The 22,800-nt window shown below is 73.7% G+C and carries 22 protein-coding genes; 5 read left to right on the top strand and 17 right to left on the bottom strand.

Annotated features, from left to right (window positions below):
- Window positions 1–106 precede the first annotated feature (106 nt).
- Entirely contained in the window at window positions 107–1,369 is a 1,263-nt protein-coding gene (locus tag FJ694_RS26105) for a cytochrome P450 (RefSeq protein ID WP_157270321.1), read from the top strand.
- A gap of 15 nt (window positions 1,370–1,384) precedes the next feature.
- Here the strand turns inward: FJ694_RS26105 and FJ694_RS26100 are convergent, their stop codons facing one another.
- The 6 genes from FJ694_RS26100 to FJ694_RS26075 form a co-directional block, all read right to left on the bottom strand.
- A complete protein-coding gene (locus FJ694_RS26100) occupies window positions 1,385–2,086 on the bottom strand; it encodes an ABC-type transport auxiliary lipoprotein family protein (protein WP_157270319.1) in 702 nt (233 codons plus the stop codon).
- The gene (locus tag FJ694_RS26095) at window positions 2,083–3,081 is read right to left on the bottom strand and encodes an MlaD family protein (RefSeq protein ID WP_157270317.1); all 999 of its coding nucleotides are present in this window, start codon (window positions 3,079–3,081) and stop codon (window positions 2,083–2,085) included. Before FJ694_RS26095 ends, FJ694_RS26100 begins: the two co-directional genes overlap by 4 nt.
- The gene (locus FJ694_RS26090; protein WP_232540227.1) at window positions 3,078–3,881 is read right to left on the bottom strand and encodes an ABC transporter ATP-binding protein; all 804 of its coding nucleotides are present in this window, start codon (window positions 3,879–3,881) and stop codon (window positions 3,078–3,080) included. Before FJ694_RS26090 ends, FJ694_RS26095 begins: the two co-directional genes overlap by 4 nt.
- A 14-nt stretch (window positions 3,882–3,895) precedes the next feature.
- On the bottom strand, window positions 3,896–4,669 hold the full coding sequence (locus tag FJ694_RS26085; protein WP_157270315.1) for an MlaE family ABC transporter permease: 774 nt from the start codon (window positions 4,667–4,669) through the stop codon (window positions 3,896–3,898).
- A 73-nt stretch (window positions 4,670–4,742) separates the two neighbouring features.
- Window positions 4,743–5,606, bottom strand: a complete 864-nt coding sequence (locus tag FJ694_RS26080; RefSeq protein ID WP_157270313.1) for a hypothetical protein — start codon at window positions 5,604–5,606, stop codon at window positions 4,743–4,745.
- 22 nt (window positions 5,607–5,628) lie between these two features.
- The gene (locus tag FJ694_RS26075) at window positions 5,629–6,648 is read right to left on the bottom strand and encodes a tRNA dihydrouridine synthase (protein WP_157270311.1); all 1,020 of its coding nucleotides are present in this window, start codon (window positions 6,646–6,648) and stop codon (window positions 5,629–5,631) included.
- A gap of 108 nt (window positions 6,649–6,756) precedes the next feature.
- Here FJ694_RS26075 and FJ694_RS26070 point away from each other — a divergent pair, with 108 nt between their 5' ends.
- A complete protein-coding gene (locus FJ694_RS26070; RefSeq protein WP_157270309.1) occupies window positions 6,757–7,998 on the top strand; it encodes an MFS transporter in 1,242 nt (413 codons plus the stop codon).
- A gap of 424 nt (window positions 7,999–8,422) precedes the next feature.
- Here FJ694_RS26070 and FJ694_RS26065 read toward each other — a convergent pair whose 3' ends face one another.
- On the bottom strand, window positions 8,423–8,647 hold the full coding sequence (locus FJ694_RS26065) for an MbcA/ParS/Xre antitoxin family protein (protein WP_157270307.1): 225 nt from the start codon (window positions 8,645–8,647) through the stop codon (window positions 8,423–8,425).
- Window positions 8,648–8,758: 111 nt separating this feature from the next.
- On the opposite strand from FJ694_RS26065, the gene FJ694_RS26060 reads away from it, so the two are divergent.
- A complete protein-coding gene (locus FJ694_RS26060) occupies window positions 8,759–9,445 on the top strand; it encodes a type 1 glutamine amidotransferase domain-containing protein (protein WP_157270305.1) in 687 nt (228 codons plus the stop codon).
- A 3-nt stretch (window positions 9,446–9,448) separates the two neighbouring features.
- Here FJ694_RS26060 and putA read toward each other — a convergent pair whose 3' ends face one another.
- Entirely contained in the window at window positions 9,449–13,315 is a 3,867-nt protein-coding gene (putA, locus tag FJ694_RS26055; protein ID WP_375140256.1) for a trifunctional transcriptional regulator/proline dehydrogenase/L-glutamate gamma-semialdehyde dehydrogenase, read from the bottom strand.
- Between the two features lie 131 nt (window positions 13,316–13,446).
- Between putA and FJ694_RS26050 the strand changes: the two genes are divergently transcribed.
- A complete protein-coding gene (locus tag FJ694_RS26050; protein ID WP_157270301.1) occupies window positions 13,447–14,040 on the top strand; it encodes a MarC family protein in 594 nt (197 codons plus the stop codon).
- A 44-nt stretch (window positions 14,041–14,084) separates the two neighbouring features.
- Window positions 14,085–14,777 (top strand): extensin-like domain-containing protein, encoded by a 693-nt coding sequence (locus FJ694_RS26045; protein WP_157270299.1) that lies wholly within the window; start codon window positions 14,085–14,087, stop codon window positions 14,775–14,777.
- An 87-nt stretch (window positions 14,778–14,864) separates the two neighbouring features.
- On the opposite strand, the gene FJ694_RS26040 is transcribed toward FJ694_RS26045, so the two are convergent.
- The 9 genes from FJ694_RS26040 to fae all read right to left on the bottom strand — a co-directional run bounded on the left by FJ694_RS26040 (window position 14,865) and on the right by fae (window position 22,782).
- On the bottom strand, window positions 14,865–15,932 hold the full coding sequence (locus tag FJ694_RS26040) for a porin (protein ID WP_157270297.1): 1,068 nt from the start codon (window positions 15,930–15,932) through the stop codon (window positions 14,865–14,867).
- 455 nt (window positions 15,933–16,387) lie between these two features.
- Window positions 16,388–17,323, bottom strand: a complete 936-nt coding sequence (locus FJ694_RS26035; protein ID WP_157270295.1) for an MBL fold metallo-hydrolase — start codon at window positions 17,321–17,323, stop codon at window positions 16,388–16,390.
- Between the two features lie 121 nt (window positions 17,324–17,444).
- Window positions 17,445–18,278: a quinoprotein dehydrogenase-associated SoxYZ-like carrier gene (locus tag FJ694_RS26030; protein WP_157270292.1), complete on the bottom strand. Its 834-nt coding sequence runs from the start codon at window positions 18,276–18,278 to the stop codon at window positions 17,445–17,447.
- Between the two features lie 32 nt (window positions 18,279–18,310).
- Window positions 18,311–19,279, bottom strand: a complete 969-nt coding sequence (locus tag FJ694_RS26025; RefSeq protein WP_157270290.1) for a quinoprotein relay system zinc metallohydrolase 2 — start codon at window positions 19,277–19,279, stop codon at window positions 18,311–18,313.
- Window positions 19,280–19,282: 3 nt separating this feature from the next.
- A complete protein-coding gene (locus FJ694_RS26020) occupies window positions 19,283–19,822 on the bottom strand; it encodes an SRPBCC family protein (protein ID WP_157270288.1) in 540 nt (179 codons plus the stop codon).
- A 50-nt stretch (window positions 19,823–19,872) separates the two neighbouring features.
- A complete protein-coding gene (locus FJ694_RS26015; RefSeq protein WP_232540225.1) occupies window positions 19,873–20,820 on the bottom strand; it encodes a YncE family protein in 948 nt (315 codons plus the stop codon).
- Between the two features lie 268 nt (window positions 20,821–21,088).
- Window positions 21,089–21,772: an HAD family hydrolase gene (locus FJ694_RS26010; RefSeq protein ID WP_157270284.1), complete on the bottom strand. Its 684-nt coding sequence runs from the start codon at window positions 21,770–21,772 to the stop codon at window positions 21,089–21,091.
- A gap of 5 nt (window positions 21,773–21,777) precedes the next feature.
- Window positions 21,778–22,167: a 4a-hydroxytetrahydrobiopterin dehydratase gene (locus FJ694_RS26005; protein WP_157270282.1), complete on the bottom strand. Its 390-nt coding sequence runs from the start codon at window positions 22,165–22,167 to the stop codon at window positions 21,778–21,780.
- Window positions 22,168–22,248: 81 nt separating this feature from the next.
- Window positions 22,249–22,782: a formaldehyde-activating enzyme gene (gene fae / locus FJ694_RS26000; RefSeq protein WP_157270279.1), complete on the bottom strand. Its 534-nt coding sequence runs from the start codon at window positions 22,780–22,782 to the stop codon at window positions 22,249–22,251.
- Between the last annotated feature and the right edge of the window lie 18 nt (window positions 22,783–22,800).

The raw sequence follows: 22,800 nt of genomic DNA, 5'->3' as shown, positions 1-22,800 counted from the left end.
GCCGCGGTGGGCCCGCCGCGGCCCTGCTGCGTATGCCGCGCGTGTCCATCGTCACCGGCCGTTGCGGTGCGCGAGTTTCGGAATGGCGCTTGCCCCGGGCAGCCCCATGCGACCGATTCCCCGCGTCCCCGGCCTCGACAGCAGCCTGGCGTTTCTCGAAGACCCGTACCGCTTCATAGGCCGGCACTGCCGCGAGCTGCGCAGCGAGGTGGTCGAGGCGCGGCTGATGCTGCGCCCGACGCTGTGCTTCACCGGGCCGCGCGCGGCCGAGCTGTTCTACAACGAGTCGCTGTTCCAGCGCGGCGGCGCCGCGCCGGAGCCGCTGCGCGCCACGCTGTTCGGCAAGGGCGGGGTGCAGGGGCTCGACGGCGCGCGGCACCGCCGGCGCAAGGCGCTGTTCATGCGCGCGCTCGCGCCCGAGCAGGTGGCGGCGCTGGTGCGGCAGGTGGCGCACGAGTGGCAGCACGAGCTCGGCCGCTGGGCGCAGCAGGAGACCGTGCCGCTCTACACGGCGCTGCACCCGCTGCTGGCGCGCGCGGTGTGCCACTGGGCCGGCGTGCCGCTGCCGCAGTCGCAGCTGGCGCTGCGCACCGAGGAGCTCGTCTCGCTGTTCGACCAGAGCGTGAAGCCGCCGCTGCGCCACCTGCGCGCGCGCGTGGCGCGCGCGGCGCTGGAGTCGTGGCTGGCGCACCTGCTGGCCGAGGCGCGCGCGGGCCGCGTCGAGCTGCCCGAAGGCAGCGCGGCGGAGCAGGTGGCGCTGCACCGCGACGAGGACGGCAACGTGCTGCGCCCGCGCATCGCCGCGGTGGAGCTGCTCAACCTGCTGCGCCCGACGGTGGCGGTGTCGGTGTTCATCGTCCAGGCCGCGCACGCGCTGCACGTGCATCCCGAGTGCCGCGAGCCGCTGAGCGACAGCCTGCTCGGCGGCGACATGCGCTGGGCGCAGGCCTTCGTGCAGGAAGTGCGGCGCTGGTACCCGTTCTTTCCGGCCGTGGCCGCGCGCGTGCGCCACGACTTCGAATGGCAGGGCTGCCACTTCCCGCGCGGGCAGCTGGCACTGCTCGACCTCTACGGCACCAACCACGACCCGCGCAGCTGGGACGAGCCGCAGGCCTTCCGCCCACAGCGCTTCCTCACCCGAAAGCCCGGCGCCTACGATCTGGTGCCGCAGGGCGGCGCCGAGCCGCACGCGCACCACCGCTGCCCGGGCGAGGGCGTGACCATCGCGCTGATGATGCTGTCGCTGGACTGGCTGCTGCACCGCATGCGCTACGAGGTGCCGGCGCAGGACCTGGAGCTCGACATGGGCCGGTTGCCGGCGCTGCCGCGCGAAGGCCTCGTGATCGGCGCGGTGCAGGCGGTGCCGTGAGCGCGGCCGCGCCGGTCAGCGCGCGGTCGCCGCGGCCGTGACGGGCAGCGCCGGCGCCACGTCCGCCGCCACGCGCCGCAGCAGCTCGCCCAGTACCGCGGCATGGGCCTGCGGCGTGTCGGCCGCGGCCTGCAGCGTGTAGCGCCGCTCGCTGCGCTGCAGCGTGATGCCGTCGGGCGCCTCCAGGCTGGCGCGCGCCACGGTGAAGAGCTCGCGGCGGTCGCGCCGGTAGTCCAGCGGCGCGAACTCCAGCCGCAGCGCCCAGGCGCGCGGCTGCGCGGCGCCGTCGCTGCCGTCGGTGCAGCTGGCGTTGCACAGCGTCCAGCCCGGCAGTGCCGCGCGCAGCGCGCCGGCGAGCTCGCGCGTCATGCCCACCTCGATGCGCTCGGCCCAGAAGGTGCCGGGCCAGTCGTCCACGGTGGTGTCGTTGGCGCGGAAGCGCACGCGCCGCGCCAGCAGGTATTCCGGCAGCACCACGCGGCGCACCACCAGCACCGGGCGCTGCGGGTCGAGGGATTGCGCCGTCGGCGCGGCCGGCGCGCCGGCGGGGCCCGCGTCGCCCAGGGTGGGCAGCGCCAGCAGCACGGTGCTGGGCGGCGGCGAGCCGGCGCAGCCCGCAAGCAGCAGCAGCAGCAGCGGCAGCAGCGCGGCGCACGGCAGGAACCGGGACAGCGCCGCCGCGGCGCGGCGGGCTCGGTGCGGGGAGGGCGTCGTCATTGGCGGCGGCGGCCGAAGATGACCGCGTTGGGTTGTTCCTCGATGAGCTCGCTGAACTCGCGCAGGCCGCGCGCGGCCTGCGACAGGTCGCGCACGGCGGCGTCGAGGTCGGCGCGCAGCGGCGCGCCCGGCTCGGTGATCTCGCCGACGCGGCGCACGGCCAGGTTGGCCGCGTCGGCGGCGCTGCGCGCGCTCTGCAGCGTGGCCTGCAGCTCGGGCTGCGCCGCGGCCACGGTTTCGCGACTGGCTTCGAGCAGGCGGTTGACGCCTTCCAGGCTGGCGCCGGCGGTGCGGCGCAGCTCGTCCATGGCCGCGGTGGCCGAGCGCAGGGTGCGCTGGCCCTCGCCGGCCAGGCCCGTGACCTGGGTGGCCACGCCGTCGAGCGCCTCGCGCGCGCTCACCACCGTGGCGCGCGTCTCCACCAGCGTCTCGTTGAGCGACTGCAGCGTGGCGCGCACGTCCTCCACCGTCTCGCGCAGCGGCAGCTGCGCCACCTGGTCGAAGAGGGCCTCGAAGCGGTCGCGCACGGCCGGTATCTCCGGGTAGCGGCTGTTGGCGGCCGTGGGCGCGGGCGGCGGCTCGTCGAGGAAGTCCAGGTCGATGAGCTTCTGCCCGGTGACGAAGCTCTGCGCCACCAGCTTGGCGCGCAGCCCGCGCTGCACCAGCGTCGGCAGCCCCGGCGAGGTGGCGGCCTCGCCATCGATGGTGCCGAAGCGCACGGCATTGGGGTTCAGGCGCACGCGCACCGGGATGCGCGCGTCCAGCGAGCGCTGGTCCACCTCGATGCCGATGTCCTCGACCTGGCCGACGGGCACGCCGCGGAAGGTCACCGGCGCGCCCACGTACAGGCCGGCGACGCCGCCCTGGAAATAGATCATGGCCAGCGTCTGCTTGCGAAAGAGGCTGTTGCCGCTGAGCCAGAGCACCGTGGCCACCACCAGCGCCAGCGCACCCAGCGCGAAGGCGCCGACGAGCAGGGCGTGTTTCTTCATCATGCGGGAGGTTCCTCGCGGTTCAGGAAGGCGCGCACGGTGGGGTGCGTGGCCGGGTCGTCGCGCAGCGCGCGCGGGCTGCCGCGGGCGATCGGCACGCGGCCGGCGTCGTCGAGATAGATGCCGTCATCGGCAATGGCCATGAGGCTCGGCAGCTCGTGGCTGACCATCACCACCGCGGCGCCGGTGCGCTCGCGGATGTCGAGCACCAGGTCGTCCAGGCGCCGGGCGCTGATCGGGTCCAGGCCGGCCGAGGGCTCGTCCAGGAACAGCAGCGGCGGCTCCGCGGCGATGGCGCGCGCCAGCCCCGCGCGCTTCTTCATGCCCCCGGACAGCCGCTCGGGTAGGAAGGTGGCGAACTCCTCCAGCCCGACCCAGCGCAGCACCTCCAGCGCGCGCTCGCGGCGCGTGGACAGGTCCTGGTCGGTGAGCTGCTCCAGCGGCAGCATCACGTTCTCCAGCACCGTCATCGAGCTCCACAGCGCCGCGCTCTGGAACAGCATGCCGCAGCGGGCACGCAGCCGCGCGCGCGTGGCGGCGTCGCTGGCCCAGTAGTCGGTGCCCTGGTGCAGCACTTGGCCGGCGGCCGGCGGCAGCAGCCCGATCATGTGGCGCAGCAGCGTGCTCTTGCCCACGCCCGAGCCGCCCATGATGGCGAAGATGGTGCGCGGGGCGACGGCGAAGCTCACGTCGCGCTGGATCAGCCGCTGGCCGAAGCGCATCTCCAGGCTCTTCACTTCCACCAGCGCCGGCTGCAGCTGCGGCTGCCTTGCGGGCTCCATCGAAGGCGAAGGCGAGGGCATCGGCACGGCCATGCTCAGACCCCCAGCGCGTTGGCGAGGATGGCGAAGATCGAATCCAGCACGATCACGCCCACGATGCTGACCACCACGGCCTGCGTGGTGGCGCGGCCCACGCCAGCGGCATTGCGCTGGGCGTGCAGCCCGCAGTAGCAGCCGACGATGCCGATGAGCGCGCCGAAGGCCAGCGACTTCACCAATCCCAGCCCCAGGTGGCTCCAGCCCAGCACCAGCGCGGTGCGGTCCATGTAGGCCTGGGGCGCGAGCTGCAGCATGCCCGCGCCCACCATGGCCCCGCCGATCAGCCCGGCCAGGCAGGCGTAGATGTAGAGCAGCGGCATGAGCAGCAGCAGCGAGATCACGCGCGGCAGCACCAGGTAGGGCACCGGGTCGATGCCCAGCACCTCGTAGGCGTCGATCTCCTCGTTGGCCTGCATGGTGGCGAGCTCGGCGGCAAAGGCGGCGCCGGTGCGCCCGCACATGACCACGGCGGTGATGACGGTGGCCATCTCGCGCGCCACGGCGATGCCCACCAGGTCGGCCACGAAGATGCCCGCGCCGAACTTGACCAGCTGCACCGCGCCGACGAAGGCCAGGATCGCGCCCACCAGCAGGTTCACGCCCGTGATGATGGGCAGTGCCCGCGCGCTGGACTCGGTGGACACGCGCGCCAGGTCGCGCGTGCTGACCTTGGCCCGGCCCCGCACCAGCCCCACACCGGCGAGCAGCACCTGCCCCAGGAAGTGAACGGGGTTCAGGAGCGGGGCGAGGGAGAGGTGGGGCAGGGGCATCGGGGGCGCAATAGCACGGGGCGTGCCGTTGCTGGATGTTACCTACCCCCGGAACAGGCGCCCGGCGCCGGTTCTAGTCCGGGTCCGGCGCCGAATCCCGTCCTGATTCCTGTCCCAGCAACCCCTGCCGCGGCTCGTCCTCGCCCGCCAGCGGCACCGCCCGCGCCAGCGCCATCCACACGTCGAAGCGCATCGGGACGCTGCGCGCCGGCGCCGCGCGCGCGCATTCCAGCCCGGACTCGGTGGCGATGAGCACGCCGCACTCCGGCGGCACGTCCTCCGGCCCGCCGATCCCTTCGGCCAGCACGTACCAGCACTCGCCCGCCATGCCGAGATAGGCGGCGCGCTTCTCGGGCTTCCTCACGTCGGAGAGCAGGTCGGCGCGGCGCACCTTGATCTCGTGCACCAGCGGCTGCAGGTAGGCCTCGACGCTGGTGTAGCGGATCGAGAACACGTCCGGCCGCGCCTGCACCCAGCGCAGTTTTCCCATGGGCGAGGCCGGCAGCGGCGGCTCGTCCTCGAAGCCGAGGCCGGCGGGCAGCGTGTCCAGCGAGGCCAGCGGCGCCGGCGCGCCGGGCAGGCCTTCGGGCGCGACGGCCACGGCCTGCGTGGGCGAGGCCACCGCCACCTGCGCGCGCAGCTTCAGCTCGGTGTAGACCACGCGCCCGGCGCGCTGCAGCTGCCGCGCCACGCGCTGCACCAGCGCCTCGTGCGCGTCGAAGGCGCGCCGGTTGCGCTGGCGCCCGGCGGCCAGCGCGGCCACGCCGGCATCGGTCACGCGCAGCCGCTCGCGCCCGTCCTCCGTCAGCCGCTCCAGCATGCCGGCGGCCAGCAGCTCCACCTCGACCAGGTCCTGGCACGGCCAGCCGGCCGAGCGCCACACGGCATGCAGCCGGCGCAGGTGGAAGCGCGACAGGAGCACGGCGGACACGTCCATCACACAACAACTCCGCAATCCGTCAGGCCAGCGCCTCGTCCGCCGGGTGCCGTGCCCCGGCCCAGGCGCGCCGCCGCGGCGCCGGGATGTCCACCGGCACCGCATCCGGCCCGAACACCGCCACCGCCACCGCGCGCGGGTCGTTCAGAGTGCGCACCTGGTCGTAGGTCGCCTGCGCCTCGGGGTAGGTGCGGCGCAGGTAGTTCAGCCACTGCTTCAACCGCCCGGCGCGGTGCCGTGGCTCGACGCGGCGCGAGACGTGCAGCCAGAAGTCGAGCATCAGCGGCAGCAGCGCCGTCCAGGCGATGCCGGTGCCGGCGCCGTCGGCGCGGATCGCCAGCGCCAGCCCCGGGTCGCTGACCATGCCGCGGCCGAGCATGAGCGCGTCGCAGCCGGAAGCCGCGCGGCAGCGGCGGGCGTCTTCCACGGTCCAGATCTCGCCGTTGGCCACCAGCGGCAGCCTCACCGTGGCGCGGATGTCGGCCACACGCTCCCAGTAGGCCGGCGGCCGGTAGCCGTGCACCTTGGTGCGCGCGTGCACCACGATCTCGTCGGCGCCCGCGGCCTCGATGGCCTGCGCGCATTCCTCGGCGCGCGTGTCGTCGTTGAAGCCCAGGCGCATCTTGGCCGACACCGGCATGCCCGCCGGCACGGCGCGGCGCACCGCCGCGACGATGCGGTGCACCAGCGCCGGATCCTGCAGCAGCATGGCGCCGCCGCCGTGGCGGTTCACGACCTTGGCCGGGCAGCCGAAGTTCAGGTCGATCCCCGCTGGCCCCAGGCCGGCCAGCCGCGCCGCGTTCTCCGCGAGGCAAACCTCGTCGGAGCCCAGCAGCTGCGCCCGCACCGGCGTGCCCGCACGCGTGCGCCCGCCCTGCAGCAGTTCGGGCACGACGCGCGTGAAGGCGCGCTCGGGCAACAGCGTGCCGGTAACGCGGATGAATTCGGAGACGCAGCGGTCGATGCCGCCGACGCGCGTGAGCGTCTCGCGCAAGGGATGGTCGAGAAGGCCCTCCATCGGGGCCAGCAGCAGCAGGCTCATGAGGGGGCGCATGGTACGCGCGCGCATTCCCACCCTGTGGCAGGACAGGCGATCGCCGCGCGTCCCTGGCGCCACCGCGGCGCGCTTTCCGCGCAATCCTCACGCCCCATGTCCTCTCCCGTCCGCGGCGCCGCCGCCTCCGCACCGGGCGCCGATGCCATTGGCGCCCCCGTCTCCGCCCTGTCCATCGCCGCGCTGGCCCTGGCCGCCTTCGGCAGCGGCATGGCGCTGCGCGTCAACGACGCGCTGCTGCCGCGGCTCTCCGCCGAGTTCGGCGTGACGCTGGCGCAGGCCGCGCAGGTGGTGAGCGTGTTCGCCATCGCCTACGGCGTGGCGCAGCTCTTCTTCGGACCCACCGGCGAGCGCCATGGCAAGTACCGCGTCGTGGCCTGGGGCTGCGGCGGCTGCGCGCTGGCCTCGGTGCTGTGCGGCGTGGCGCCGGATTTCGCCTCGCTGCGGGCGCTGCGCGGCCTGGGCGGCGTGATGGCCGCATCCATCATCCCGCTGTCCATGGCCTGGATCGGCGACGTGGTCGCCTACGAGCAGCGCCAGCCGGTGCTGGCGCGCTTCCTCATCGGCCAGATCCTGGGCCTGTCCGCCGGGGTATGGCTGGGCGGCTTCGCCGCCGACCACCTGGGCTGGCGCGTGCCGTACTTCATCCTGGCGCTGCTGTTCGGCGCGGTGGCGGCGGTGCTGTTCATCGTCGAGCGCGGGCTGCCCGCGCCGGCCCGCGCGCGCGGCGCGGCCGCGGCGGGCTCGGCGCTGGCGCGCATGACCGGGGATTTCAGGTACGTGCTGGCCCAGCCCTGGGCGCGGGTGATCCTGGCCAGCGTGTTCCTGGAGGCGGTGGCGCTGTACGGGCCCTTCGCCTTCATCGCCACGCACCTGCACGAGCGCTTCGGGCTGACGCTGGCCGCGGCCGGCTCGGTGGTAATGCTCTTCGGCTTCGGCGGCTTCGCCTTCGCCGTGGCGTCGGGGCGGCTGGTGAAGCGCCTGGGCGAGGTCGGCCTGGCGCGCTGGGGCGGCAGCATCATGGCCGCGTCGATGGCGCTGGTGGCCTTCACGCCGCACTGGGCGCTGGCGCTGCCGGGCTGCCTGGGCATGGGGCTGGGCTTCTACATGCTGCACAACACGCTGCAAGTGAATGCCACGCAGATGGCGCCGCAGCGGCGGGGGCCGGCGGTATCGGCGTTCGCGTCGCTGTTCTTCCTGGGCCAGTCGGCCGGCGTGGTGGTGGCCGGGGCGCTGCGCACGCACTGGGGCTCGGCAGCGCCGATCGCGCTGGGGGCGGTGGGGGTGATGGCCGTGGCGTGGGGGTTCGGGGCGCTGCGGGCGAGGAGGCAGCAGTAGGCCGGTAGCCCGTTGGCACGGGCGACCCGCACCTCACTTCGTCATTTCCGCGAAGGTGCACTGCTGTCCGGGGAAAGTGGGCAATGGCCTATGGGCCGTCAGCACGGGCAGCCCGCACCTTACCTCGTCATTCCCGCGAAGGCGGGGACCCAGGCGGTCCCCAAGCCAGCCGCAAGCTGATGCGCAGCGCCTGCCGTGTCTTGAACCATGGCAAGCCGACCGACCGGCTCTCGGCTGCTTGGGGACCGCCTGGGTCCCCGCCTGCGCGGGGATGACGAAGTGGTGGGCGCGCTGTGTGAGCCTTCGGCTGACGCTCCCTCGACTTTTCCTGGACAGCAGTGCGCGTTCACAGGCATGACAACGCTTTTCCTTGCAGCCGGGTAAGTTGTCACGAACACGTCGCCCTGTCTCGGACTGACCCTGCTCAAGAGAACACGCCGTGCTCGATACGGCCCAGCGTTTCCAGCACCGCAGCCGTCCCTTCCAGCGAGCCGGCCAGCGAGTCCGGTATCGCTCCGCCCAGCGCCCCGTTGGGTGACGCCAGCCAGGACAGCGCCGCCGTCTCGGACTCGAAAACCTGGATTGCGCGCGCCCTTACGGCGGCTGTTCGCGCGGCGGCGTCATCGGCAGCAATTGGTGGAGTGCTCATGGCGTTCGATTGTCCGCCCCTTGGGCGGACGATTTCGCCTGCTTCACGGCACGCCCGTTGCCGTCCGGGTCTCCACCGCCGCCTCCCGACGGCTACCACTCAGGAGTTCCCATGCACATCCTCATCGTCCTGACCTCGCACGACCGCCTGGGCGACACCGGCAAGCCCACCGGCTTCTGGCTGGAGGAGCTGGCCGCGCCCTACTACGTGTTCAAGGACGCCGGCGCGCAGCTCACGCTGGCCTCGCCCAAGGGCGGCCAGCCGCCGCTGGACCCGAAGAGCGGCGAGCCCGACGCGCAAACGCCGTCCACCGAGCGCTTCAACCAGGACACTGAGGCGCAGGCCGCGCTGGCGCAGACCCGGCGCCTGGCCGAGGTGTCGGCCGCCGACTTCGACGGCCTGTTCTATCCGGGCGGCCACGGCCCGCTGTGGGACCTGGCCGAAAGCCGTGAATCCGCGGCGCTGATCGAGGCCTTCCTGGCCGCCAACAAACCTGTCGCCGCCGTGTGCCACGCGCCGGGCGTGCTCAAGAACGTGAAGGGGCCGGACGGCGACTCGGTGGTCAAAGGCAAGCACGTCACCGGCTTCTCCAACAGCGAGGAGGAGGCCGTGGGCCTGACCAAGGTCGTGCCCTTCCTGGTCGAGGACATGCTCAAGGCCGCGGGCGGGCGCTACTCCAAGGGCGCCGACTGGCAGAGCAACGTCGAGGTGGACGGGCTGCTCGTCACGGGGCAGAACCCGGCGTCGTCGGAGGAGGGAGCCAGGGCGCTGCTGGAATTGCTGAAGAACAAGGGCTGACGCTCACTCCAGCGCCATCAACCCCGCATTCCCTCCCACCGCCGCCGTGTTGACGCACAGGCTGCGCTCCACCATCAGCCGCTCCGGCGGCAGCAGCGCAGGTTCGCGCGCGCCGGGCGGGCAGGCGAGCAGCGGCACGATCGCGCCCTCACGCTGCGCAAGCGCCAGGCCCAGCTCCAGCACCCGGCCCGGCGCGTCCTGCGCCACGGCCAGGTCGATGTCCCCGCGCAGCGGCTCGTGCGCCAGCGCCACGCGTGATTGCGCCAGCAGCGGCAGCGCCGCGTGCAATGCGCGCAGCGGCGCGGTGTCGGCCCACAGCGCGTGGCCGTCGCCGGCCAGCACCAGCGCCAGCAGGAACAGCGCATCGCCGCGTTCGGCCGCCTGGCACAGCACGCGCCGGCGCGGCTGTAGCACGTAGACGTTGCGCTCGCCCGTGGGCCCGGGCAGCAGCACGGCCAGGCCCGCGGGGGAGAGCGCCAGCAGCGTGTCGCAGGCCGCGACCAGCCCGTCTTCGGCCGGCAGCGTCTGCGCCAGCCAGCCCCGCAGCGCGCGCAGCGCCGCCAAGCGCGGGGCGGGGGCCGGGGCCGGGGCTGAAGCGGGCATCGGCGCCGCCCCGGCCGCCTGCGGCTCGGCCGGCGCCGGCACCGGCTCTCCGGGCAGCGGCAGCGCCAGCGCGTGCCCCCGGCACAGGCGCCGCACCAGCAGCGGCCCGCCGGCCTTCGGACCGGTGCCCGACAGCCCCTCGCCGCCGAAGGGCTGCACGCCCACCACCGCGCCGATCATGTTGCGGTTGACGTACTGGTTGCCCGCGCGCGAGCGCCCCGTCACCAGCGTCACGACCTCGTCGATGCGCGTGTGCAGCCCCAGGGTCAGGCCATGGCCCGTGGCCGCGATGCGGTCCAGCAGCGGCTCCAGCGCCTCGCGCCGCCAGCGCAACACGTGCAGCACCGGGCCGAACACCTCGCCGGGCAGTTGCGACAGGTCGTCCAGCTCCACCAGCGCCGGCGCCACGAAGCTGCCGTGCTCCGCCAGCCCTTCGGGCAGCGGCGCCTGCGTCACGCGCAGCCCCAGCGCGCGCATGCGCTCCAGGTGCTTGTCGATCGCGGTGCGCGCCGCGTCGTCGATCACCGGCCCGACGTCGGTGGCCAGCGCGTCCGGGCGGCCGATGCACAGCTCGGCCATCGCGCCGCGCAGCAGCGCCAGCACGCGCGGCGCGATCTCCTGCTGCAGGCACAACAGCCGCAGCGCCGAGCAGCGCTGGCCGGCGCTGTCGAAGGCGCTGGCGAGCACGTCGGCCACGAGTTGCTCCGGCAGCGCCGAGGAGTCGGCGATGAGCGCATTGACGCCGCCCGTCTCGGCCACCAGCAGCGGCGGTTCGCCTTGCGCGTCCAGCCGCGCCGCCAGCACCGCCTGCAGCCGCCGCGCGGTGGCGAGCGAGCCCGTGAACAGCACGCCGCGCACGCGCGCATCGGCCGCCAGCCGCATGCCCACCGCCTCGCCGCGCCCGGGCAGCAGCTGCAGCGCCGCGCCGGGCACGCCGGCGTCGTGCAGCAGCTGGACCAGCTCCGCCGCCACCAGCGGCGTCTGGCGCGCCGGTTTGCACAGCACCGCGTTGCCCGCGGCCAGCGCCGCAGCGAGCTGGCCCGTGAAGATCGCCAATGGAAAATTCCAGGGGCTGATGCACACCATCGGGCCGAGCGGCTGCGCCTGCGGGCCCAGCGCCTCGCGCGCCTGCGCCGCGGCGTAGCGCAGCGCGTCCACCGCCTCGCGTACCTCGGCCACCGCCGCCTGCACGGTGCGGCCGGCCTCGCGCACGATGAGTCCGACGAAGCCCTGCAGCGCGTCCTCCAGCGCGTCGGCGCCGCGCTCCAGCAGGGCGGCGCGCTCGGCAGCCGGCACGGCGCCCCAGGCCGGCTGCACCGCGGCGGCGGCGTCCAGCGCCGCGTCGATCTCGTCCTCGCGCGCCTCGCGCACGCTGCCGACGCGCTCGCGCCGGTCCGCCGGATTGAGCACCGGCAAGGGCAGATCGCCCGGGCGCGGCTCGCCCGCCACCAGCGGAGCGGCGCTCCATTCGCGCCGCGCGCCGTGCAGCAGCGCTGCCGACAGCGAGGCCAGCCGGTGCTCGTTGGCCAGGTCGATGCCGCCGGCATTGAGCCGGCGCGCCCCGTACAGCGCGCGCGGCAGCGGGATGGCCGGGTGCGGCAGGCCGAGCGCCCCTTCGGCCGCGGCGTGGCGCTCGACCTGCGCCACCGGGTCGGCCACCAGCGCCTCCACCGGGATGCGCGCGTCGGCGATGCGGTTGACGAAGCTGGAATTGGCGCCGTTCTCCAGCAGCCGGCGCACCAGGTAGGCCAGCAGCGTCTCGTGCGTGCCCACCGGCGCGTAGATGCGGCAGGGCCGCGCCAGGCCGCCGTCGGCCACCGGGGCGACCACCATCTCGTACAGCGGCTCGCCCATGCCGTGCAGGCACTGGAACTCGTAGCGTCCGGGCGCCCAGTCGGGGCAGAGCTGGTGGATGGCCGCCACGGTGTGCGCGTTGTGCGTGGCGAACTGCGGATGGACCGCGTCGGGCGCAGCCAGCAGCCGCCGCGCGCAGGCGAGGTAGGCCAGGTCGGTGTGCGCCTTGCGCGTGAAGACGGCGTAGTCCTCCAGGCCGTCGGCCTGCGCGCGCTTGATCTCGGTGTCCCAGTACGCGCCCTTGACCAGCCGCAGCATCAGGCGGCGGCGGCTGCGCCGGGCCAGGTCGATGCAGAAGTCGATCACGTGCGGGCTGCGCTTCTGGTAGGCCTGCACCGCCAGCCCCAGGCCGTTCCAGCCGGCCAGCGTGCGCTCGCCGCAAAGCTTCTGCAGCAGGTCCAGCGACAGCTCCAGCCGGTCGGCCTCCTCCGCGTCGATGTTGAGCGCCACGCCGTGGTGCCGCGCCAGCAGCGCCAGGTGCAGCAGCCGCGGGTACAGCTCGGCCATCACCCGGGCATGTTGCGCGCGCACGTAGCGCGGATGCAGCGCCGACAGCTTCACGGAGATGCCCGGCGCCTCGTGCAGCCCGCGGCCGGCCACGGCGATCCCGAGCGCGTTGATGGCGTGCTCGTAGGACGCGGCGTAGCGCTGCGCGTCCTCCTCGGTCAGCGCCGCTTCCCCGAGCATGTCGAAGGAATAAGTGAAACCCTGGGACTCGCGGCGGCGGGCGCGCGCCAGCGCCTCGCCGATGGTCTGGCCGCACACGAACTGCTCGCCCAGCAGCCGCATGGCCAAGTCCACGCCCTTGCGCAGCAGCGGCTCGCCGCTGCGCGCCAGCACGCGGGTGAGGGCGCCGCCCAGGCCGCCGGCGAGCGCGCCCAGGCCCGCGAGGCCGGCCGGGCCGTTCGAAGGCGCCTCGCCCTGGATGGCCGCCATGCGCCCGCCCAGCAGCAGGCCCCAGGTGGCGGCGTTGACGAAGAGCGAGCCGCTGCGGCCCAGGTGCGCGGCCCAGTCGCCGTCGCCGAGCTTGTCGCGGATGAGCGCGTCGCGCGTGGCGTCGTCGGGGATGCGCAGCAGCGCCTCGGCCAGGCACATCAGCGCCACGCCCTCCTGCGAGGACAGCGAGAACTCGTGCATCAGCCCCTGCACCAGGCCCTCGCGGCCGTTGCTCGCGGCGATGCGCTCGCGCAGCCGCCGCGCCAGCGACAGCGCCAGCGCATGCGCCGCGGCGGCCTGCGCCGGCGCCAGCCGCGCCGCCTCGATCAGGATCGCCACGCCTTCGGGCTCCGGGCGGCGCGTGGCCGCCGTGATCGCCGCGCGCAGCACCGACTGCGGCTGCAGCCCGCCGGCGAAGTCCAGGAAGCAGTTTGGGACGGCACTCACGGCGGCGGCTCTCCTTGGCTGGGGCTCCATGCGCCGGCAGCGGCGCGGCGGCCGGACCATCGTAGGATGCGCGCCCCGCCGCGGGGCACCGGCCCGGCTCAAAAGCCGCGCCGGCACTGCGCGGCGTTCGGCACATTCAAGAACAAACGAAGAGTTCGACCGTGGACCACACCTTCCTCTCCGCCCTGATCCTGCTGCTGCTGGTGCTCGACCCGCTGGGCAGCCTGCCCGTGTTCATCTCGGTGCTGCGCCGCGTGGAGCCGTCGCGGCGCGCGCGCGTGGCGCTGCGCGAGACGGCCATCGCCTTCCTCGTGCTGCTGGCCTTCATGTTCGGCGGCAAGCATTTCCTGGAGGTGATGCGGCTGTCCGAGCGCTCGCTGGAGGTGGCCGGCGGCGTGATCCTGCTCGTGATCGCGATGCGCATGATCTTCGCGTCCTCGCAAGGCGCCTATGCCGGCGACACGCGCGAGCCCTTCATCTTCCCGCTGGCGGTGCCGCTGCTGGCCGGGCCCTCGGCCATGGCCACGGTGCTGCTGCTGGCCTCGCGCGCGCCCGACCGCATGCCCGACTGGATCGGCGCGCTCACCGTCGCCATGGCCGTGTGCGGCATCGTCATGCTCGCCAGCGAGCGGCTGCGCCGGCTGCTGGGCGACTCGGTCGTCACGGCCATGGAAAAGCTCATGGGCCTGGTGCTCACGGCCATCGCCATCGAGATGATCCTGGCCGGGCTCAAGCGCTACTTCTTCGGTGACTGACCCGGGCCGCTGACAAGGGCACCTGCCTTGCCATGCCGCGCGGCATGGCCGCCATCCTCCGTCCCGCGGCGATCGCGCTGCTGCTCCTCGCCATCCCCGTGCCGCCCGACCGCGGCGGCATCCCCGACCGCTGGAACCCCTGGGCGCCGCTGCGCGTGGCCGACCCGCCCAATGCGCTTACCTCGCTGAAACTGGCGCGCCTGTCGCGCGACGGCGAGCTGTGCCGCGCCGTGCTGGCCGACGCGCCGCTGCAGGCCACGCCGGTGCCCGATCGCGAGGTCGGCGCCGGTTGCCGCCTCACCGACGCGGTGCGCGTCACGCGCACGCGCTTCGCGCTGGACACGCCCTTCCTGCTGAGCTGCCGCGGCGCGGTGTCGCTGGCGCTGTGGGAGACGCACACCGTGCAGCCGGCCGCGCTGCGCATCCTGGGCGCGCCGGTGGCGCGCATGCAGCACCTGGGCAGCCTGGCCTGCCGCGACGTGGCGCGCGCGCCCGGGCGGCGCAGCCGCCACGCCTCGGCCGATGCGCTCGACGTGGCCGGCTTCACCCTGAGCGACGGGCGGCGGCTGTCGATCCTGCGCGACTGGGGCGACGCCGACGCGCCCGCGGGGCGCTTCTGGCGCGCGCTGCACCGCGGCGGCTGCCGCAGCTTCGACGGCGTGCTCGGCCCCGACTACGACGCCGCGCACGCCAACCACCTGCACCTCGAAGTCGGCGGCTGGCGCTACTGCCGCTGAAGGCGCCGCGCGCTTCCCCTCGACAAACAAAAAAGGCGGTGCCTTGCGGCACCGCCTGAAAGAGGATCTTCGAGGAACGGGACGGGCTTAGAAGTCGTGCTTCACGCCCAGGCCGATCGTGGTCGTCTTCTTGTCCGGCGCAGGCTGTGCGGAGCTGATGCTGGTGCGGAAGGTCGCACCGGCATTGGCGTCGGCGTAGGCCAGTTGGGCGTACAGCGTGGTGCGCTTGGACAGGGCGTAGTCGTTGCTCAGCACCAGCGTCTTGGTCTTGTCGTCGTCGGCATCCTTGTCCTTGCCCTGGTAGTAGGCCAGCGTGGTGGTGTTGGCACCCCAGGCGTAATCGACACCCACGCCCCAGACGTTGACGTTGGTCTCGGGGCCGCCGGCGCCGGTCAGCACCCCGTCGTCGGACTTGGTGCGCAGGTACAGCGCCTTGACCTTGACCGGGCCCACCGGCACCGCGGCGCCCAGGCCAAACTGCTTGGTGTCGCCCGTGTCAGCGACGGTCGTGATTTGCTGGTAAGAGGCCGACACCGTGACCGGGCCGGTGTACGAGCCGCCCAGCGACAGCGTGCGGCCGGCCTTGCTCTCGCCGGCCACTTCACCGAAGGCGTAGGCCGCGCCCACGTTCACCGGGCCGAAGCTGTTGGTGTAGGAGATCGCGTTGCCCAGGAACACGCCGATGTCGTTGTTGGCGACCGGCACGGTGAGTTGGTTCAGCGCGTAGGGATACAGCATCGAGTGCTGTTCCTTCATGCCGCGCGGGTCGGTGGCCAGGTGCGCCAGCAGGGCCGGCGAGTACTGGCGGCCCAGCGCCACGGCACCCCAGGCGCCCTTCAGGCCGACGTTGGCCTGGCGGCGGAAGAGGCCGTTGACGCCGATACCGGTATCGGCGCTGAAGTGGCTCTCCAGGTTGAAGAAGGCGCTCAGGCCGCTGCCCAGGTCTTCCGTGCCACGCAGGCCCCAGATGCTGGGCAGGATGCCGCCGTTGTAGAGCTCGGTCTTGCCATCGTCGGCAGCCGCCGAGCGGTTGCTGTGCTGGATGCCCAGGTCCACGCGGCCATACAGCGTGACGTTGGACTGCGCCTGCGCCAGCGGGGCGACGGCCAGCACGGCGGCGGCGATCAGCGTGGGCTTCAGGATGAGCTTCTTCATAGGGAGGTCTCCTCGTAGTGGAATGCGTTGGCGCGGGCGCCGCGCCGCGACCCGGAAGTTCGGTTCGCAGGCAACGTCCGGCATCTCGGCGCTGTCGAGTGTCCGTTGTCTCAAAAGCGGGCACCGGTACGGGTTTCCACCGGCTAGCCGGCCGGCACGTTGCTTCACCTTGCAGCGTTGCTGCGCCTGGAAGCAGCCCCGCGCGCCGCGCCGCCCGCGGACCGGTCCTTGCGGCCGCAACCACGCCACCGCGCGCCCGGTCACGCGGGTTTTCCCGGGAAGGCGGCCGTCACGGCCGCAACAGCCGGGTGCGGCATATGCACGCTATTCCGAGCACGGCCGTGGGTTTTTCCGTTGCAACCCGTCCACAAGGACCCCGGCGCGCCGGGCTCACTGCAACGCCGTGTATGGGCACGGCAATGCGCCGCGACCGGCCGGCCGGCCGGCCGGCCGCTTCAGCGCGGCGCCGCCGTGGCGTCCGGCGCGGCCAGCCAGCGCAGCTCGGCCGCCAGGTACTGGCGCTGCACGTTGCGGCGGTGGAAGGCGTCGTAGCGCGCCCAGTCGGCCCAGGCCGGCAGCCCGGCGCGGCGCTGCGCCTCGATCAGGTCCGCGCCGCCGTCCAGCAGTGCCTGCACCTCGGTCTCCAGCGCCGCGAGATAGGCCGCCGCCGCGTCGATGAGCCCCGGCGCCGCGCCCGGTGCGCCGTAGCCCGGTACCAGCGTGTCCAGCCGCGGCTGCGCGGCCAACTGGCGCAGCGCCGCGCGCCAGGGTGCGGCCTCGCGGCCCGGGTCGAGCTCCGGGATGCGCCGCGCCGGCACCAGCGCGCCGGCGAAGGCCACGCCGCTGCGCTCGTCCAGCACCACCAGGTCGCCCGCGGTGTGGCCCGCGACATGCAGCAGGGCGATGCGGCGACCACCGAACTCCAGCGTCTCGCCGCCGTGGATGCGGCGCTGCGGCAGCACCAGCCGCGTGCCCTGCATCACCGCCTCGCCCAGGTCGGCGCGCAGGTGGCGCAGGCACTCGTGGCAGCGCTGCGCCATCAGCTCGGCCGTGGCGGCATGCGCCAGCACCGGGATGCCGGCCTCGGCGTACGCCGCGCCGCCCATCAGGAACTCCGGCCGCGCCTGCGTGATGACGGCCAGCACGGGCCGGCGCCCGGTCAGCCGCCGCGCCTGGCCGATGGCCCAGCGCGCCAGCCGGTACGAGCCGCCGGTCTCGACCATCACCGGCCCGGCCGGCGTGTCGATCAGGCCCAGGTTGCCGACAGCGCCCTGGTTGCCAGCATCGGGGCCCTCCACGCCGCCAGGAAAGACGAACACCCCCGGCGCCAGCGCCTGCGCCGCGCCGTAGCGTGCGGGCGGCGGGTTCGAAGCCGCGGGGGCTGCCGTCACACCGGGAGCCGTCAGCAGCGCCAGCGCCGCGAGCGCCAGGCGGCGGCGCGCGGGCGAGGACGGCAGCGGCGGGAGGGGGCGGAGGGCGGCCAGGATGCGTTTCCCGTGGAGGTGCCGGATTTCAGGCCCCGAGCTGCAGCCGCTGCTCGAAGTGCCGGCCCTCGGTGTCGTCCACGCGGGCGACCAGCTCCCCGCCGCGCGGCTCGGCCTTGAGCCAGAAGCGCAGGTGCGGGTTCTCGCTGATCGAGAAGTCCACCGTGGCCGCCAGCAGCGGCCGCCCGGCGTAGGCCAGCTCGATGCGGCGCACGAACTGCGCCTTGGTGTAGAGCCGCGTGGCCTGGTCCATCACCAGCCCGGAGTCGTTGGGATGGCTGACCATGAGCTGCGCGCGCACCGGCTGCCCGGCCGCCGCGTCCTCCTGCACTGCTAGCCGCATGCGGCCCAGCGTGGCGCGCGCGGCCTCGGCGTCCTTGCCCGGCGGCGCGGAGCAGCCGCCCGAGGCCTTCACGAAGCGCTTGCTCATCACCAGGCGGCCGTCGGAGAGCTCGGCCACGGCGCGCACGAAGCCGTACTCGTCGATGCGCACCCGCGTCTCCAGGTCGGCGCGGCCGCTGGCCGGCCCGTACTCGACCATCGCGGCCAGCGGCGAGGGGTTGTTGTCGATGACCAGCACCAGCCGCCGCACCGACAGCCCGCCCTCGCCCTGCGCGAAGCCCGCGCGGATGGCCAGCGGCACCACGGCCGCGTCCTCGGCACGCGCGGGCGCCTGCAGCGTCAGCAGCGACTCGTCCTCGGCGATCGGGCGGCGGGCGAACAGCGCCTCGCGCTGCTGCAGCCAGCGCGGGTTGTCCTCCAGCTCCTCGGCCGTGCGCAGCTGCGCACGCGCGACGGCCGGCGCCGCGAGCAGCAGGCCCAGGACATGGCGGCGGGACGGGTCTGAAGGCAGGAACTTCATGGGCACCTCCAGGAAAGCTTCGTGACACCCGGTCAGCGCGCCCACTCCAGCTCGGCGTAGGCGGCCGTGAGGTTGCGGCGGTGGAAATCCTCCGCCAGCTGCCATTGTCCAGGCAAGCGCGTGGCCTCGACGGTCTCGGCCAGGCTCAAGCCCTGGCCCAGCGCGGCTTCCGTCTCCCGGCGCAAGCCGGCGAGGTATTCAATCGTCGGCGCCAGGCCCGCCGGCCAGTCTTCCATCACCCGGCCATGGCCCGGCACGGCGCGGCGCGCCGGCTCGCGGCCCAGCTCGTCGAGCACCTGCAGCCAGCCCAGCAGCCGGCCGTCGAGCACGGGCAGGTGGCCGTCGAAGGCCAGGTCGCCCAGCCACAGCGTGCCGCTGCGCTCGTCGAGCACGGTCAGGTCGGCGTCGGTGTGCGCCGTGGGCCAGGCACGCAGCAGCAGCGGCCGCTCGCCCAGGTCCAGCTCCAGCCGGTCCGCCACGGCCAGCGTCGGCGGCGCGATGCGCTGCGGGATCTCGGCGGCGCCTTCGCGCTCCAGCGCGCGCAGGTAGTAGGGCGCGCGCGCCGCCAGCGCCGCGGCCAGCTTCACGTGCCCGACCACCTGTGGCGCCTTGCCGGCATTGGCCGTGGCGAAGGCGCCGTTGCCCATGACGTGGTCCGGATGCGCGTGGGTGTTGACCAGGTAGCACACCGGCAGCGGGCTGACGCGGCGCAGCGCCGCCAGCAGCGCGCGCCCCTGCGCCGGGCTGCCGCCGCTGTCGATCACCGCCGCGCAGCGGCTGCCCAGGATGAAGCCGGTGTTGGCCACGTCGCCGTGTGCGGCGTCCCAGACGGCATGCCGGCCGGGCAGGACGTAAACGCCCGGTGCCACCTGCTGCGGTGCGGCGCCGTCGGCAGCGGCGCCGGGCGGCGCTTGCGCACCGGGCGCGGGCGGCAGCGCGCAGGCCGTGGCCAGCAGCGCGGCGGCCAGCGCCGCGCCCAGGGCGGTCAGGCGCGGGCTCATGCCCTACTTGCCCTCGACGGCCTTCTTCAGGTTCGCCAGCCCGGTCTGGTACACGCCGGTGATGGCCTTCACCGCCGCGTCGTCGTTCTTGTCCGGCGGCGGGTCGTTGCCGGGGAAGGCGCGGTAGAAGGCGCCGCGCCACTCCACCACCGACTTCGCGTCGCCGTCGGGCGTGACCTGGATCGTGGAGGTGTAGTTCGTCACCGGCAGCGCGCCGCCGTCCCTGGCGCGGTAGCTGTAGCGGCGCTGCTCCTCGCTGTAGCCCTCCAGGGTCTCGATCAGCTCGCCGCCGCCCTTGAGCGCGATGGTGCGCACCGAGCCGACGGCGTTGCCCTTGTCGGCCGGGCTGGAGGCCACGGCCGGGTGCCACTGCGCCAGCGCGTCGAAGCTCTTGACCTTGTCCCACACCACGGCGGCGGGGGCGTCGATGGTGACCTTCTCGACCACCTTCTGCCGCGTCGGGCCGTGCGCCAGGGCGAGCTGCGAGGCGGCCAGGGCCGCGCCGGCAATGAACAGGGATCTTCGGGACAGCAGGTGATGCATGCGACTTGTCTCCTCAATGGGTCGCGGGGTGGGAAATGGCGGTCAGGCGGTCAGGGCCCGGTCGCCACGAAGGCGCCGAAGCCGCGGGGATTGGTGCCGGTGGGAATGCGCGCGCGCAGCCGGCCGCTGTCGGCGTCGAGCACGGAGAGGTCGTCGTCCATCCAGTTGACGACCAGCAGCTCCGCGCCCAGCACCGCCACGCCCTCCGGGTGGCCGAAGCCCTCCAGGCGCCGCAACGGCGCGTAGCTCTGCGCGTCGAGCACGCTCACCGTGCCGTCGTGCTGGTTGGTGACGAAAAGGCGCGCGCCGTCGCCGGACAGCGCCGCGCCGTAGGGCGCGCGGCCCAGCGGCACGCGCCTGACTTCGCGGCGCTGGCGCAGGTCCACCACGCTCATGTCGTCGCCCTGCACGTTGAGCGCCAGCAGCCGGCCGCGCGCCGCGTCGAGCAGCAGCGCGAAGGGGTGGCTCCCGACGGCGATGCGCGCCACGACGCGCCGCGCCGGCAAGTCCACCACCGCCACCACGTCGTCGTCGCGCTCGGCGACATAGGCCGTGGCGCCGTCGGCGGCGATCGCCACGCCCGACGGCGTGCGGCCCACGGCGACGTCGCCGATGCGCTCCAGCGTGCGCGTGTCGAAGCCGATGAGGCGCTGACCTTGCCAGTCCGCGACCCAGACGCTGCGCCCGTCCGGCGCCGCGGCGATGCCCAGCGGCTGCTCGCCGGCCGCGCGCGTGGCCAGCAGCCGCGCGCCGGCGCCGCCGCTGCTGCCGGGCTCGATCACGGCCAGCTCGCGGCTGTCCGGGTTGGTGACGAAGACGCGCTCGCCCGCCACCGCCACCCCGGCCGGCGAGCGCCCCACCGGCACGGTCGCCACCACGCGGCGCTGCGCCACGTCCACCACGCTCACGTCGTGGCTCCCCTGGTTGGTGATGTAGGCCAGCGCGGGCGCGGCGTGGGCGGCGGTGGACAGCAGCAGTGCCAGCGCCGCGGCGGCCAAGCCTATGCACCATGGCTTCTCAGCCTGCCAACCAACCCGTTCGTCCTGAGGTATCGAAGGACGAATCCGACAGGCTGCAGCGGTGGCCGGAAGCCGTTGGCAAGCTGATGCGTAAGCCCTGAGGTATCGAAGGGCGAATCCGCAAGGCTCTTGCGGTCCGCCACACAGCCGGGGCCGTTCATCCTTCGACACGCCCGCAGGGCGTGCCCTGTGCTGAGGTATCGAAGCATCAGGACGAACGGAACTCGTCAGTGCGCGCGACACGGGCTCAAACCGCCACATCCGCCGTCCCCAGCACCGGCCAGCCGCGCTCGCGCGCCAGGGCGCGCAGCCGGTCGTCGGGGCGCACCGCCACCGGGTCCGTCACCGCCTCCAGCAGCGGCAGGTCGCCGTGGGCGTCGGAGTAGAAGAAGCTGCGCGCGAAATCGCCCAGCGACAGGCCCTCGGCCGCTAGCCAGCGCCGCACGTGCGTCACCTTGTGGGCGCGGTGGCAGGGCTCGCCCTCGATCTCGCCGCTGAGCCGGCCGCCCGCGCGGCGCGGCTCGGTGGCCAGCAGGTGCGGCACGCCGAAGATGCGCGCGAAGGGCGCGGCCACAAGCCGCGTGGTGGTGGTGACGATGGCGCAGCGGTCGCCGGCCTCGCGGTGCCGCGCCACCAGCGCCAGCGCCGAGCGCGGCACGCGCGCCGCCATGACGGCCTCGAACTCGGCCACCCACTGCGCCAGCCGCGCCTCGGCCACGTCGGCCAGCGGCGCCACCACGGCGCGGTGCAGCGCCTCGATGCCGCCGCGCCCGCTCACCAGTGCGCGGCAGGCGTCGAGGTAGCGCGCTTCCGCGGCCTCGTCCACCGCGCCGCGAGCGGCCAGGAACAGCAGCCACTCGCGACCGCTGTCGAAGGGGATGAGCGTGTGGTCCAGGTCGAACAGCGCCAGGCGCCGGTTGCTCTCGGCCATGGGCATCAGTCGTACTTCATGTGCTTGAAGCGCGGATCGTCGGGCGTGCCCTCCAGCGGCGAGTCCTCGTCCGCGCCGGGCTGCCACATCAGCACCTCCTCGAACTTGCGCGCCAGCGCGAAGTCCTTGTCCGTCACGCCCTTGGCGGCATGGTTCATGAGCTTGACGGTCACGAAGGCGTAGGAGACGGTGAGATCCGGGTGGTGCCACGCGGCCTCGGCCAGCTGCCCGATGGTGTTGACCACCATCAGCGTGGACTTCCAGCCGCTGGTCTTGTACTTGCGCCGGATCCAGCCGTCCTCGTAGTACCAGCGCGGCAGCTCTTCCTTCAACCGCGCCTCGATTTCCTCGGGGCTGTAGACCGTGTCGGCCGTGGACTTGCGCCATTGCGTCATCGCACATCCCTCCATGCGGCGCGCTGCACGCGCGGGAATCGCGGGCTCCAACTGCCGCCGCAAGGCGCAGTCTGGCGCCGATCAGCTCCAGTCGTCCATGTCGTGGCGGATGGTGTTGCGGTTGGCGATGAGCTCGTCCACCGAGGGCTCGTTGGCCAGCGCGCGGCGGATCGCCAGCTTGGTGGCGTCGTAGTTGGTGCGGTACATGTCCTTCTTGTCGAGCTCGGCATGCGTGGCGCAGCGCGGGTCGATCCAGACCAGGGAAATGATGCACAGCTCGTTGGCCAGCTCCTTGGGGATCACGCCCTCGATCAGGCAGTCCACCACCGCGTCGGCCGTGGCCGACTGCACCACGCCGCCGAAGAGCTCGATGTTGGCCGTGTCCTTGAGCGTGACCTTCGGGACCAGCATCGTCGCCGGGCGCACGAGCTGGTTGCAGGCGCGGATGGCGAACATGGCGGTGTGGCCCTTGCTCTGGGCCATCATGTTGGCGAAGGCCTGGCCCACCGGGCCGTCGGTGCGGCCGATCAGAATTTCCGGCATCGCGTCCGTGAACTGGCCCTCGGCGGCCAGCACCGTGGCCTCGCCGGCGTGGAAGAGATAGTCCTTGCTCATCGCGTGTTCCTTGAGTTG

The sequence above is a fragment of the Azohydromonas aeria genome (assembly GCF_009760915.1).
In the GTDB taxonomy this organism is placed as follows: Bacteria; Pseudomonadota; Gammaproteobacteria; order Burkholderiales; family Burkholderiaceae_C; genus Azohydromonas; species Azohydromonas aeria.
The sequence above is the reverse complement of the archived record's forward strand: the minus strand, read 5'-3'. Positions and strand labels throughout refer to the sequence as shown.